We start from the raw sequence: 13,886 nt of genomic DNA, 5'->3' as shown, positions 1-13,886 counted from the left end.
TTTTACGGGTTTTATAACCTAGAGTATCACAAATTAGTACCTTTATAGTTTAAAAATAACCTTAATGAAGTTATACGTTTCAACCATTTCAGTTTTAGTGAGTTTCACTATTTTAACAGCCTGTGCTACAAAAAAGGCACAGTATAAAAGTGATAATTCTGCGCAGTTGGCTTTTCCTGAGAAAGAGGTTGAAACTAGGTTTTACTTGATTGGAGACGGTGGATTAGTATATAATAATGAAGCTTCGTCAGCTGTTAAAGCCTTTCAGAATTTTATAAAAGGGAAGAAAACAGAGAATGATTATGTGCTTTTTTTAGGTGATAATATCTATCCGGCCGGAATGCCCAAAAAGGATGAAAAGGGAAGGGCAGAAGCCGAACAAAGTTTGAATGTTCAAGTGCTGGCGGTTGAAGGGTTTCAAGGGGAAACTATTTTTATTCCTGGAAATCACGATTGGTATGCCAACCGACTTGTAGGATTAAAAGAGGAAGAAAAATATATAGAAAAGGCCTTAGGTAAAAATACGTTCTTACCCGCAAATGGTTGTCCTTTGGAAAGTATTGAGGTTAGCGATAAGGTACAATTAATTATTATAGATACCCAATGGTATCTTGAAAACTGGAATAAAAATCCAACGATAAACGACGATTGTGAAATAAAAACTGAAGCGCTCTTTTTCGATGAGTTAGAAGGTGAAATCAAAAAGGGACAGGGAAAAACGATAGTGATTGCCATGCACCATCCTATGTTCTCAAATGGAGCCCACGGTGGTGAATTTGCAGCAGCAAAACATTTGTTTCCTACTCAAAAGCCAATTCCACTTCCGGGGTTGGCGTCTTTGGCAGTACAGTTACGAGCACAGGGAGGAGTCTCTCCTCAAGATCGCTACAACAAACGGTATAACCAATTGATGCAGCGCATAGAAACCATGTCTATAAATAACGGAAACATTGTATTTGTTTCTGGGCATGAGCATACCTTACAGTACATAGAGCATGACGATATAAAACAAATTATTTCCGGAGCGGGTTCAAAAGAGTCTTATGCTGCATTAGGCGATGACGGATTGTTCTCTTACGGAAAACTGGGTTTTGCCGTGTATACTGTTTTTAAGGATGGAAGTAGTCATGTGCAATTTTATTCATCAGAAGGAGGGACTGCCCAATTATTGTATCAAAAGGAAGTGTATCCAACTTACAAACCACTTGATGTGTCCGATTTAGAAGAGCATTTTCCGCAAACACTTGATGTTTCAGTTTATACCGAAGAAGAAACCAATCGTTCCGAAGCGTTTAAAACTTTCTGGGGAGACCATTATCGCGATTTATACAGTACAAAAATCAAGGCGCGCGTAGCAACTTTAGATACCCTTTACGGCGGATTGGAAATTGTTAGAAAAGGCGGAGGACACCAAACCCGGTCCTTGCGTTTAAAAACCAAAGACGGTCGTCAGTTTAATATGCGTGCTCTTAAAAAGAGTGCGACACAATATCTACAAGCCGTCTTGTTTAAAGATATTTATATTGAAAACGATTTTAAGCAAACCGAAGTAGAAGAGCTTATTTTAGACTTTTATACTGCGGCTCATCCTTATACATTTACAATTATTCCGGAGCTTTCAAAAGCAGCAAAGGTGTATCATACCGAACCAGAACTGTATTACATTCCAAAACATAAATATTTAGGTGATTTTAACGATGAATACGGTGACGAGTTGTATTTAATTGAAGAACGTCCAGAGGAAAATCAGGCGTATAAAGAGAGTTTTGGTTATGCCGCTGATATTGAAAGTTCTCACGATATTATTGCTAAAATTAGAAAAGACGAAAAATATAAAATTGATGAAGAAGCTTACATAAGAGCACGTTTATTCGATATGCTTATAGGCGATTGGGATAGGCATCAGGACCAATGGCGTTGGGCACAATTTAATCAGGAAAATGGTGATAAATTATACAGACCAATTCCGAGAGATCGCGATCAGGCATTTTCAAATTTTGATGGCGGATTATTAACACTTTTGAAAAAAATAAGTAATCCGGTTAAACAGCTTCAGGTTTACGATGCCGAACTGAAAGATATAAAGTGGGTAAACAGTGCTGGAATTCGTTTAGATCGTGTATTGATTCAGAATGCAAAAGAAGATTTATGGTTACAGCAAGCTGAATTTCTTCAGAAACACATTACTGATGAAGTTATAGAAAAAGCTTTTGAAGATGTACCTGATGAAGTAAAAAATGAGCAACTTCAGGACATCAAAGCCAAATTAAAAGGAAGACGTGGAAATCTTAAAGATATTGCCAGTCGCTATTATGTCTATTTAAACGAGTTGGTAGTTATAACAGCAACAGATAAAGACGATTATATTGAAGTACAGCGCGTTGAAGATTATAAAACCAAAGTGGTCATATCTCGTATTAAAAATGGTAAAAAAGGAGAGGTTCTTGTCGATAGAACCTTCGATAGAAATATAACCAAAGAACTTTGGATTTACGGTCTGGATGATAAAGATGTTTTTGAAGTTTCAGGAGAAGGAAAGCATCCTATTTTTACGCGGTTAATTGGCGGACAAAATAACGATATCTATATCATAAAAAACGGAAATCGTATTAAGGTTTACGACCATAAGAGCAAGAAAAACACCATTGAAAAAAATAATGGCGCCGGAATCAATTTTACAGATATTTATAACCTGAATCTTTTCGATTTTGAAAAAGGCATTACCAGAACCAATTTTATAGCCCCCGGTATTGGTTATAATCCAGACGATGGAATGAAATTAGGTGTGTCCTTTACAAAAACTACTAAAGGATTTAAACGGAATCCATTTTCAACACAGCACCGTTTTAGAGCAGGTTATTACTTTGCTACCGAAGGTTATGATATTCGTTACAACGGACAATTTGCAAATGTTCTTGGAGAGTGGAATTTAGCGGTTGGAGGTGTGTTTGCAAGTGAAAATTTCACCAATAACTTCTTTGGTTATGGCAATGAGACCCAAAATAATGATGACGATTTGGGCTTAGATTACAACCGGGTGAAAACCGGAATTTATGGTTTCGATATTGGGTTGTTAAAAACTACTAATTACGGGAGTGCTTTTGGAGTAAAATTAATGTTTGAAGGCATAGAAATTCAAGATACACCTAACCGATTTATTTCAGAGTTTGAACCACTTATCAATCTTGATTTTTACGAAAGACGTTTTTTCGCAGGAGCGGAAGTAAATTACAGTTACAACAGTTTTGATAAACAGTTAAACCCTTTGCGAGGTATGACGTTTTTAGCTGAAGTTGGCGGAAAAACCGAACTTAAGGAATCAACCTTTACCTATGGTTATATCAATTCAAATTTAGGGTTTTATAATGCGCTATCGGTAAATAAAAAATGGGTTTTGAAGACAGATGCCAGAACACAATTTCGTTTTGGTGACGACTTAATTTTTTATCAGGCAGCCAACATTGGAGGTGAAAACGGATTTAGAGGTTATCGCACGCAGCGTTTTACAGGTCGTAATTCGTTTATTGGTAGTGCCGATTTGCGATATAGCTTTAATTCGTTTAAAACCGGATTTGTACCGTTGCAAATTGGCGTATTTGCAGGTGGCGATGTAGGTCGTGTTTGGTTGCGTGGTGATTATTCAGATAAATGGCATAACGATTACGGTGGTGGTTTTTGGGTAGCCGCTGCAGAAACCGTTTCGGCAACATTTAATCTGTTTAACGGAGAAGATGGTATGCGTTTTTCTTTCGGTTTTGGGATGAAGTTTTAATAGATAAAATTAGTAGGTATTCGTCCGAACAGAGGTGAGAAGTGAACTCTTATTTATTCAGCTCAAAGCTATAAATGTTACTGCCTAAATCGTCGTTACTTTCATCGGTAATCAGAATAGTATTGTTGTCTTCAAAACAAACGCCTTCTTTTTGAGAATCGTGCTCAAAAGGTAGTTTTGTTAGTTTTCCTCCAAAGAAATTATCGTCGGTGAAATTGGTTAATATCCAGACTTTTTCATGGTTAAGTAAAACCACGGTTTTGCCATCATCACTTATGTCTGCCGATGTGATTTGGTTGTTTTTTCCGTTAAGGTTAAATTCGGTCAAAATTTCAGCGGTATGTTTTCCTATGATGTTTGGCACTTTTATTAGAATAGCTTTTCCCGGTTCTTTGCTAAATAAATAGAAGAAATCGTTGTAAAAAAACATAGCTTCAAAGTCTTTAGGACTTTCGCCTTTAGGAAGTTTAAACTTTATCACTTCAGCTGTGGTTTCGTCTTCAATTATTTCCGGATTAGATATTTTTAAGATGCTCAACCATTTTCGGTTTTTATCGTTGTTTCCAATATCGCCAATATACAGATTTCCTTCATTGTCGGTCGTTAAATCTTCCCAATCCATGTTATTGGCATTTTTAACGTCGATGTCTTTTACAATGTAACCTTTGTCGTTTAAGCCATATACATTGTTGCGGTTTCCAGCGTCTTCAATCACCCAGATTAAATCGGAATTGGTGGTAATTTCGTTTCCTGAAACTTCTTTTAATTCGTTAGGAATATCGGCTACAACAGTAAGTTTTCCGGTGCTACAAGCAATAAATAAGAAAGAGAAAAAAAGGATATATTGAATTCTTAAGGGCATGATTAATGATTTTCGGCAAAATTAAGTATTTAAAAAATATGGTCGGCTTATTTTCATTTATTAGATTTATAGATTCATTAGAAAAACGAGCGCATGACAACGGTTAATCAGTTAATAGATCTTATAAAATTAGGAAAAACAGGAGATACTACTTTTGTTGGTAACAGTGTAACGATTGGAAGTCCGCATGTGTTTGGTGGTCAGGTTTTGGCGCAGGCCATTAATGCCGCAAGCAGAACAGGTGTAAACGATAGAATTCTACATTCTATGCATGCTTATTTCTTAGAAGCGGGGGATTTAACAAAACCCATTGAATATAATGTAAGCATTGTCCGCGATGGTGGAAGTTTTTCGGTTCGTCGGGTTACAGCCGCTCAGGAAGGCACGACCATTTTTATTTTGTCAGCATCCTTTCATAAGGAAGAGGAAGGTTATAATCATCAAATAGATATGCCGGAAGGTATAAAACAGCCGGAAGAATTACTAAGCTGGACTGATATGCTCGATCAGTTTGGTGATGCCATTCCATCTCGTACCAAAAGTTTTATTGAAGTCGAGCGACCAATAGAGTTTAAGCCGGTGGAAGTGGTGAATCCGTTTAATAAAGAAGATTTGCCCTCTTTTACCCATGTTTGGTTTAAACTAAACGGGGATGCCACATCCTTAGATCATGCCACAAAGCAACAAATTTTAACCTACATATCAGACTATAATATTCTGGCAGCAGCCATGAACCGTCATGCCAGTAAAGCACATTATGGGAATACTCAAACGGCCAGTTTAGATCACTCGATGTGGTATTTTAGAGATTTCGATTTCGATGACTGGATGCTGTATTCTATAGAGTCGCCCAATACATCAAATGCTCGAGGTTTTGCACGAGGTAATATTTTTACCCGAGACGGCAAGCTTGTAGCGTCTGTAACTCAGGAAGGTTTAATGCGACCAATTAAAAAGAAATAATGAATTACAAAGGTTTAAAAGTGGGACATCGAGGCGCTTTGGCATATGTAGCAGAAAACACTATCGAGTCGATACAAAAAGCATTGAGTTTTAATGTTGATGGTATTGAAATCGATGTGCATGGATGTGCTTCGGGAGAATTGGTTGTGTTTCACGATTTTACTTTAGATAGAATGACCAATGGCACAGGTGAAATTGGTAAACGGACTTTAAAAGAACTTAAAGAAATTAATGTTAACGAACATTATAAAATACCAACACTTGAAGAAGTTCTGGATTTAATAAACAAAACTTGCTTGTTGAATATTGAATTAAAAGGAAAACACACTGCAGCTAAAACCTGTGACATAATTGAAACTTATGTTAATGAGAAAGGCTGGAAGTATTCCGATTTTATCGTGTCCAGTTTTCAGCATCACGAGTTGGAAGATGTTTATAAACTGAATAAGCAAATTCCGTTGGCAGTTTTAACGAAAGCCAATGTTGCTGAAGCTATTGAATTTGCTGAAACTATTAATTCAAAAATTATTCATCCCAATTTTGCTTTATTAACTCGCGAGAACGTTAATTTTGCCCAATCAAAAGGGTATAAAGTAAATACGTGGACGGTTAATGATGAAGAAACTATAGCCAGAATGAAAAGTTATGGTGTAGATGGTATCATTTCCGACTATCCAGATAGAATATGAAGCAATACGATGTTATTATAGTTGGCGGTGGTGCAGCTGGTTTTTTTGCGGCAATCAACATTGCGGAGCAGAATCCGGAGTTAAAAGTCGTTATTTTAGAAAAGGCAAAAGAAGGACTTCAAAAGGTGAAAATATCTGGTGGTGGTCGCTGTAATGTGACGCATGCCGAATTTATTCCGCAGGAATTAATAAAGAATTACCCGCGTGGTGAGAAGGAACTTTTAGGACCTTTCCATCAGTTTATGACAGGTGATACTATTGAATGGTTTGAAAAACGCGGCGTGCCTTTAAAAATTGAAGATGACGGACGTATGTTTCCGGAGTCGAATTCTTCACAAACTATTATCGATTGTTTTTTAAATGAAGCTAAAAAGCATCAGGTTGAGATATTGTACAGTCAGAATGTTTCAGATATTCAACCTTTAGATGAAGGATTTGAGATTCATACCAAAGACGAAATGTTTCAGTGTGAAACCTTGTTAATTGCAACCGGAAGCAGTGTGAAATTCTGGAAACTTCTTGAGAATTTAGGGCATGCCATTTCGCAACCCGTTCCGTCGTTATTTACGTTCAATATAAACGATAGCCGTATAAAAGATATTCCAGGAGTTGTGGCTTCGCATGTTGAGGTTTCGGTTTTAGGAACCAATTTGTATAGCGAAGGTCCATTGTTAATTACGCATTGGGGAATGAGTGCACCGTCTATTTTAAAGTTGTCGGCCTTTGGTGCGGTGGAGCTGGCTAAGCTGGATTATAAATTTCAAATAGAAATTAATTTTATCAGACAGTCGTTCGAAGATTGTCTGGAAGAATTAAAAGTTTTGAAACAGGATTTGGCTAAGAAAACTGTGTTCAAATCGACACAATTCGATTTGCCAAAACGCTTATGGCATCAGTTGGTGTTGGCATCTAATATGGATGAAGAAACCCGTTGGGCCGAATTAAATAAACAACAATTAGAAGCGTTGGCTGGTCAGTTAATCAAAGCCGTTTTTAATGTAGACGGAAAAAGCACCTTTAAAGATGAATTTGTAACCGCTGGTGGTGTCGATTTAAAGGAAATTAACTTTAAAACTTTTGAAAGCCGAATTCATAAAAATCTGTTTTTTGCTGGAGAAGTATTAAACATAGATGCCGTAACTGGCGGATTTAACTTTCAAAATGCCTGGACAGGCGCGTATATTGCTTCAAAGGCTATAGCAAAATGAAACCCTACATCGCATTACTTCGAGGGATAAACGTTAGCGGTCAAAAGAAAATTCCGATGGCAGATTTACGTAAGTTACTCACTGAAGAAGGATTTAATAATGTTAAAACCTATATTCAAAGTGGTAATTTGGTGTTTCTGTCGGGTTTAAATGATGAAAAAACAATTGCAGAAACTATTTCAAAAGCCATTTTAAAGCAATTCGGTTTCGATGTTTCTGTTTTGGTGAAAACTCCTGAGAATTTTCAAACTATTTTCGAAGCGAGTCCGTTCTCCGAAGAAGTATTAAAGAAAAGCTATTTTATGTTGTTGTTTGATGAGCCAAATGCTGAATTAGTTAAAGGAATTCAGAAATTAAGTGCTTCCGAAGAACAATTCACTATTACCGAAAATTGTATTTATTTCTTCAGTTCAAACGGATATGGTAAAACGAAATTCAATAATAATTTTTTCGAGCGTAAATTAAACGTCATAGCAACGGCAAGAAATTATAATACTATGCTAAAGTTGTTATCTTTGTCGGCAGAATATTAAGACATGACCGAAGCACAATTTATTCCTCAAACATATACAGAAACAGTAGCTCAGGGTAAGGTAACCTGGGAGTCGCCAAGTAATATTGCCTTAGTGAAATACTGGGGGAAGAAGAAAAATCAGATTCCGGAAAATCCATCTATCAGTTTTACGCTTAATAACTGTAAAACCATAACGACGTTAACTTTTGAAAAAAAGGATGACGCGTCCGATTTTGATTTTGAAGTGTATTTAGATGGCGAAAAAAAAGATGATTTTAAGCCTAAAATTGAAACTTTTTTTAAGCGCGTTGAAGCGTATGTGCCCTTTTTAAAGGATTATAAATTTGTAGTTGAAACACGAAATACATTTCCGCACAGTTCGGGGATTGCTTCGTCTGCAAGTGGGATGAGTGCCATGGCTTTGTGTTTAATGAGTATTGAAAAACAGTTGGTTTTAGAAGAACTTTCAGAAGAATATTTCAATCAAAAAGCATCGTTTTTAGCCCGTTTAGGTTCAGGAAGTGCTTGTAGAAGTATTGAAGGCGATTTAATTGTTTGGGGTGAAAACGAAGTTGTTGAAGGAAGTAGTGATTTGTTTGGTGTGAAATATCCGTATGCTGTTCATGAGAATTTTAAGGAGTATCAAGATACCATTCTGTTGGTTGATAAAGGCGAAAAGCAGGTGAGTAGCACGGTTGGTCATAATTTAATGTTTAAACATCCGTATGCACAAAACCGATTTGCTCAGGCCCATGATAATTTGGAAAAGCTAAAGCCTATTTTAGAGTCCGGTGATCTGGATGCGTTTATCAGCTTGATTGAAAGTGAGGCCTTAACGCTTCATGCCATGATGATGACCAGTATGCCATATTTTATTTTAATGAAACCAAATACTCTGGAAATTATTAATAAAATCTGGGCGTTTAGGAATGAAACTGGGGCGCATATTGGGTTTACTTTAGATGCCGGAGCAAATGTACATGTGTTATACCCGAAACAGGAATCTGAGCAAATCCTTGAATTTATTAAGAACGAGTTAGTTGCATATTGTCAAAACGAGCAATATATTTGCGACCAGATAGGTTTCGGTGCGAAACAAGTACAATAAATATTCTTATCTTTGTATAAAATATTGGTTTTAAGCGCTTAGCTAATTGAATATAACTTATGAAAGGACCTCTTTTTTACTCGAAAATTTTACTTTTTGGTGAGTATGGAATCATCAAAGACTCCAAAGGTTTATCTATTCCTTATAATTTTTATAATGGGGCGCTGAAAGTTTCAGAGAACCCTACCGAAGAGGCTATTCAATCGAATAAAAGCTTAAAGCGTTTCGCTGATTATTTAGAAACCATTAATCCTGAATTAGTAACCTTCGATATTGAAGCTTTAAAGAAAGATGTTGAAGAAGGTATGTACTTCGATTCTTCTATTCCTCAAGGGTATGGTGTAGGAAGTAGTGGGGCTTTAGTAGCTGCTATTTATTATAACTATGCTCAGGATAAAATAACGGTTTTAGAAAATCTAACTCGTGAAAAACTGTTACAACTTAAAACCATTTTTTCTGAAATGGAGTCGTTTTTCCACGGTAAATCATCAGGGTTAGATCCGTTAAACAGTTATTTAAGTATTCCAATTTTAATCAATTCTAAAGATAATATTGAAGCGACTGGAATTCCGTCGCAAAAACCAGATGGTAAAGGCGCCGTATTTTTATTAGATAGTGGTATTGTTGGTGAAACCGCACCAATGATTAGTATTTTTATGGAAAACATGAAACAGGAAGGTTTCCGTAGTATGCTTAAAGATCAGTTTATAAAACATACCGATGCCTGCGTTGATGATTTCTTAAAAGGCGATGTGAAATCCTTATTTCAAAATACAAAGCAGTTATCTAAAGTGGTGTTAAGTCATTTTAAACCCATGATTCCAAAACAATTTCACGGGCTTTGGAAAAAAGGCCTGGAGACTAACGATTACTATCTTAAACTTTGTGGTTCTGGTGGTGGTGGCTATATTTTAGGGTTTACCGAAGATATTGAAAAAGCCAAATTAGCTCTATCTGAATATAAATTAGAGGTTGTTTATAACTTCTAAAACTTCTGTCATTCTGAAACTTTTCAGAATCTCATAAACATTTTACCCTATGCTTAACCGAAGACAGAAACATATTTTAATTAAATTTTTTAGTATGTTTTCTGTGGTTCGTGGTTACAACATTCTTATTGTTGTTATCGCGCAGTATTTAGCGAGTATTTATATTTTAGGAAATCATTTACCGGTAAAGTCGGTGGTTTTTGATTTAAATTTATTCATGCTGGTAATGGCTAGTGGGATGACCATTGCAGGGGGGTATATTATTAATAATTTTTACGATTCGGAGAAAGATTTAATCAACAGGCCACAAAAATCCATGCTAGATAGGTTGGTGAGTCAGAATACGAAGCTTTCGTTGTATTTTGTTCTTAATTTTCTGGCTGTTATTCTGGCGAGTTATGTGTCGTTTAGAGCAGTCGTGTTCTTTTCGGTGTATATTTTCGGTATCTGGTTTTATTCACATAAACTTAAGAAGTTGCCATTCGTTGGGAATTTAACATCGGCAATTCTAACCATCACGCCATTTTTTATCATTTTCATTTATTATAAAAATTTCGAGCATGTCATATTTGTACACGCCATGTTTTTGTTTTTAATGATTTCAATGCGTGAGCTCACCAAAGACCTGGAAAATATAAAGGGCGATATGGCACAGGATTATAAAACGATTCCAATAGTCTACGGCGAGAAAGCTTCAAAAGTAATGTTGACTATTCTTGGCGTTCTAACCGTGATTCCTGCGTATTTGTTAATAGATAAATTTCATGTGGGGAAGATGAGTTATTTCTTTTATGCGAGTATCTTTCTTTTAGTCGTGTTTCAGTTTTTACTCTGGAAATCAAATAGTAAATTACAGTATTTAATACTTCATAATATTTTAAAATTCATTATTCTCGCTGGTGTTTTTAGTATTCCACTTATTGATATTTCGCTGGTTTTGAATAAAATTACATTAATGCGTTAGGCAACGAATTATAGATTATCTTTGCACAAAATAATTAGTAAGCAATGAGCAGAAATCAAGGGACAAATAGAAAAGGAAAACCTTCAGGAAGAGGGCAGCAAAGTGGTGCAAAAAAGAACAGCAGCCGAGGTGTTGCTAATTCAAACACAAAAAGCTTTGCAAGAGGAAATGCACCTGTAAAAAAGACAAGCTCAAATCAAAAAGCATCGAATCCGGACGAGATTCGTTTAAATAAATATGTCGCTAATTCTGGTATGTGTTCTCGAAGAGAAGCCGATGTACACATTGCTACCGGTCTTGTTACTGTAAATGGCGTTGTGGTTACCGAAATGGGATACAAAGTAAAGCCAGGAGACGAAGTACGTTACGATGGTTCTCGCATTAACCCTGAGAAAAAAGCCTATGTTTTATTAAATAAACCTAAAGGATTTGCAACAACAACAAGTGAGGGTAAAGGTAGAACCGTGATGGATTTAGTTGCTAACGCAACGAGTTCAAGAATTAAGCCTATTGGTCGTTTAGGACGTAACTCGAAAGGCTTAATCTTATTTACAAACGATGAAACGATTGTTAATAAGTTTACAAATTCTAAGAACGGTGTGCCTCGTTTATTCCATATTGAATTAAGTAAAAATTTAAAGTTAGAAGACTTAAAGAAGATTCAAGCAGGAATAAAAGTTGAAGATAAATTAATCACTGTAGAAGAGATTAGCTATATCGAAGGAGCTTCTAAAAAAGAGGTAGGTTTAAAAATTAAAAATACCGGAAATAATATCATCCGTACTATTTTTGAACACCTGAATTATGATATTGTAAGTTTAGATTGTGTAGCTATTGCACATTTAACGAAAAAGGATATACCTAGAGGTCACTGGAAGCATTTAACAGAGCAGGAACTGAACAGTTTAAAAATGCTTTAAGAAGTAAATACCAGTGCCAAAAAATATAAAGACCGGTGAATTTTTATACGCTGGTCTTTTTTTTGATTAATACTAAGGAGTTTTGTAGTAAAAACTACAAGAGATAAAAGTGTCTGAAGGCAGTATAGGAGCGGAATGTCCCGTGTTTACTGGTTGAAAAAAATATTCAAAAAAAATATTCAAAAGAGTTTGAAATTCATTTTTTTGTAGTTCATTTGTAACTTATTTAGCTGAACAATTGAAATCTGTTTTTATGTTCGGGCTTTTGAACAATAGGGAGTCATTTTCAAGAGCAGCTTATAGATTAAGTAACCGAATTTTAGAGCTAGCTTCCGCATGTTATGTTTTTTTAAGCCAACATTTGTTTGGCTTTATTCCTACGACCCATCCTCAACTACAAGTTTGATATATTTTATTTGATATTAACTTAATAATGAATTATATTATAATTCTCATTTTTAAATATTTAAAATAAAATAATGAATACCAAATACATAGATTTAATTAATCAAACTTTCGATTTTCCACAAGAAGAATTTAAACTGGAAGAAAAGCACTTACAGTTTCATGATATAGATTTAATGGCGTTAGTAGAAGAGTATGGTGCGCCTTTAAAGTTTACTTATTTACCGCAAATTTCAAATAATATTAACAAGGCAAAAGGGTGGTTTAAAAAAGCTTTAAAAAACAATAAATACAAAGGAAAATACCATTATTGCTATTGTACAAAAAGTTCACATTTTAAGCACGTATTAAACGAAGCTTTAAAGAATGATATTCACATAGAAACATCATCAGCATTTGATATTGATATAGTTGAAAACCTTAAAAAGGAAGGTAAAATTACCGATGAAACTTATGTGATTAGTAATGGTTTTAAGCGTTCACAATATGTAACTAACATTGCGAGGCTTATAAATAATGGTCATAAAAATGCGATTCCAATTATTGATAATTACGAAGAATTAGATTTATTGTCTCAGGAAATTGAAGGTAAATTTAACGTAGGTATTCGTATAGCATCAGAGGAAGAGCCAAAGTTCGAGTTTTATACCTCAAGATTAGGTATTGGATATAAAAACATCGTTCCGTTTTATAAAAATCAAATCCAGGGAAATAAAAAGGTAAAACTTAAAATGTTACACTTTTTTATTAACACAGGTATTCGCGATAACGCTTATTATTGGAACGAGTTACATAAATGTTTAAAAGTTTACACGAGTCTTAAAAAGATTTGTCCGTCGTTAGATAGTTTAAATATTGGAGGAGGTTTCCCAATTAAAAATTCATTAGCATTTGAATTTGATTACGAATATATGGTTGATGAAATTATCAATCAGATTAAATTAGCTTGTGAAGATGAAGAAGTTCCAGTACCACATATTTTTACTGAGTTTGGTAGTTTTACTGTTGGAGAAAGTGGTGGAGCTATTTACGAAGTGTTGTACCAAAAGCAACAAAACGACCGTGAAAAGTGGAATATGATTAATTCATCGTTCATTACCACACTTCCTGATACCTGGGCTATTAACAAGCGTTTCATTTTATTGCCAATTAACCGTTGGCATGAAAGTTATGAGCGTGTGTTATTAGGAGGTCTAACCTGTGATAGTGACGATTATTACAACAGTGAACAGCATATGAATGCTATTTACCTGCCGAAGTATAACAAAGAAAAACCTTTGTATCTTGGTTTCTTCAATACAGGAGCATACCAGGAAACGATTGGTGGTTTTGGTGGCTTACAGCACTGTTTAATTCCGTCGCCAAAGCATATTTTAATTGATAGAGATGAAGATGGAAACATCACAACATCATTATTTAGTGAACAACAAAAAAGTGAAGATCTGCTTAAAATCTTAGGTTACGAGAACTAAAGCATAAACGAATAAGAAAT

General features: G+C 35.3%; 11 protein-coding genes. 10 read left to right on the top strand and 1 reads right to left on the bottom strand.

The window, feature by feature from the left end:
* Positions 1 to 64: 64 nt before the first annotated feature.
* Positions 65 to 3,772 carry a metallophosphoesterase gene (locus R1X58_RS03425; protein ID WP_240571952.1) on the top strand — a complete coding sequence of 1,236 codons (3,708 nt, stop codon included), beginning with the start codon at positions 65 to 67 and terminating at the stop codon, positions 3,770 to 3,772.
* Between the two features lie 49 nt (positions 3,773 to 3,821).
* Here the strand turns inward: R1X58_RS03425 and R1X58_RS03420 are convergent, their stop codons facing one another.
* Positions 3,822 to 4,634: a hypothetical protein gene (locus R1X58_RS03420; RefSeq protein ID WP_240571951.1), complete on the bottom strand. Its 813-nt coding sequence runs from the start codon at positions 4,632 to 4,634 to the stop codon at positions 3,822 to 3,824.
* A 93-nt stretch (positions 4,635 to 4,727) separates the two neighbouring features.
* Here R1X58_RS03420 and R1X58_RS03415 point away from each other — a divergent pair, with 93 nt between their 5' ends.
* From R1X58_RS03415 to R1X58_RS03375, 9 genes are all read left to right on the top strand, one after another.
* Entirely contained in the window at positions 4,728 to 5,597 is an 870-nt protein-coding gene (locus R1X58_RS03415) for an acyl-CoA thioesterase (RefSeq protein ID WP_240571950.1), read from the top strand.
* On the top strand, positions 5,597 to 6,286 hold the full coding sequence (locus tag R1X58_RS03410; protein ID WP_240571949.1) for a glycerophosphodiester phosphodiesterase: 690 nt from the start codon (positions 5,597 to 5,599) through the stop codon (positions 6,284 to 6,286). The genes R1X58_RS03415 and R1X58_RS03410 overlap by 1 nt, the downstream gene beginning before the upstream one ends.
* On the top strand, positions 6,283 to 7,494 hold the full coding sequence (locus R1X58_RS03405; protein WP_240571948.1) for a BaiN/RdsA family NAD(P)/FAD-dependent oxidoreductase: 1,212 nt from the start codon (positions 6,283 to 6,285) through the stop codon (positions 7,492 to 7,494). The genes R1X58_RS03410 and R1X58_RS03405 overlap by 4 nt, the downstream gene beginning before the upstream one ends.
* Positions 7,491 to 8,027, top strand: a complete 537-nt coding sequence (locus R1X58_RS03400; RefSeq protein WP_240571947.1) for a DUF1697 domain-containing protein — start codon at positions 7,491 to 7,493, stop codon at positions 8,025 to 8,027. The genes R1X58_RS03405 and R1X58_RS03400 overlap by 4 nt, the downstream gene beginning before the upstream one ends.
* A gap of 3 nt (positions 8,028 to 8,030) precedes the next feature.
* Positions 8,031 to 9,116, top strand: coding sequence for a diphosphomevalonate/mevalonate 3,5-bisphosphate decarboxylase family protein (locus tag R1X58_RS03395; RefSeq protein ID WP_240571946.1), 1,086 nt, complete (start codon positions 8,031 to 8,033; stop codon positions 9,114 to 9,116).
* Positions 9,117 to 9,175: 59 nt separating this feature from the next.
* Positions 9,176 to 10,105, top strand: coding sequence for a mevalonate kinase family protein (locus R1X58_RS03390; protein ID WP_240571945.1), 930 nt, complete (start codon positions 9,176 to 9,178; stop codon positions 10,103 to 10,105).
* A gap of 49 nt (positions 10,106 to 10,154) precedes the next feature.
* Positions 10,155 to 11,069 (top strand): geranylgeranylglycerol-phosphate geranylgeranyltransferase, encoded by a 915-nt coding sequence (locus tag R1X58_RS03385; protein ID WP_240571944.1) that lies wholly within the window; start codon positions 10,155 to 10,157, stop codon positions 11,067 to 11,069.
* Between the two features lie 44 nt (positions 11,070 to 11,113).
* Positions 11,114 to 11,989, top strand: a complete 876-nt coding sequence (locus R1X58_RS03380) for a pseudouridine synthase (protein WP_240571943.1) — start codon at positions 11,114 to 11,116, stop codon at positions 11,987 to 11,989.
* A 479-nt stretch (positions 11,990 to 12,468) separates the two neighbouring features.
* Positions 12,469 to 13,866, top strand: a complete 1,398-nt coding sequence (locus tag R1X58_RS03375; RefSeq protein ID WP_240571942.1) for a type III PLP-dependent enzyme domain-containing protein — start codon at positions 12,469 to 12,471, stop codon at positions 13,864 to 13,866.
* Positions 13,867 to 13,886: the final 20 nt, after the last annotated feature.

The sequence above is a fragment of the Aestuariibaculum lutulentum genome (assembly GCF_032926325.1).
In the GTDB taxonomy this organism is placed as follows: domain Bacteria; phylum Bacteroidota; class Bacteroidia; order Flavobacteriales; family Flavobacteriaceae; genus Aestuariibaculum; species Aestuariibaculum lutulentum.
Note: the sequence above shows the minus strand (reverse complement) of the source record. Positions and strands in the feature narration are given on the sequence as shown.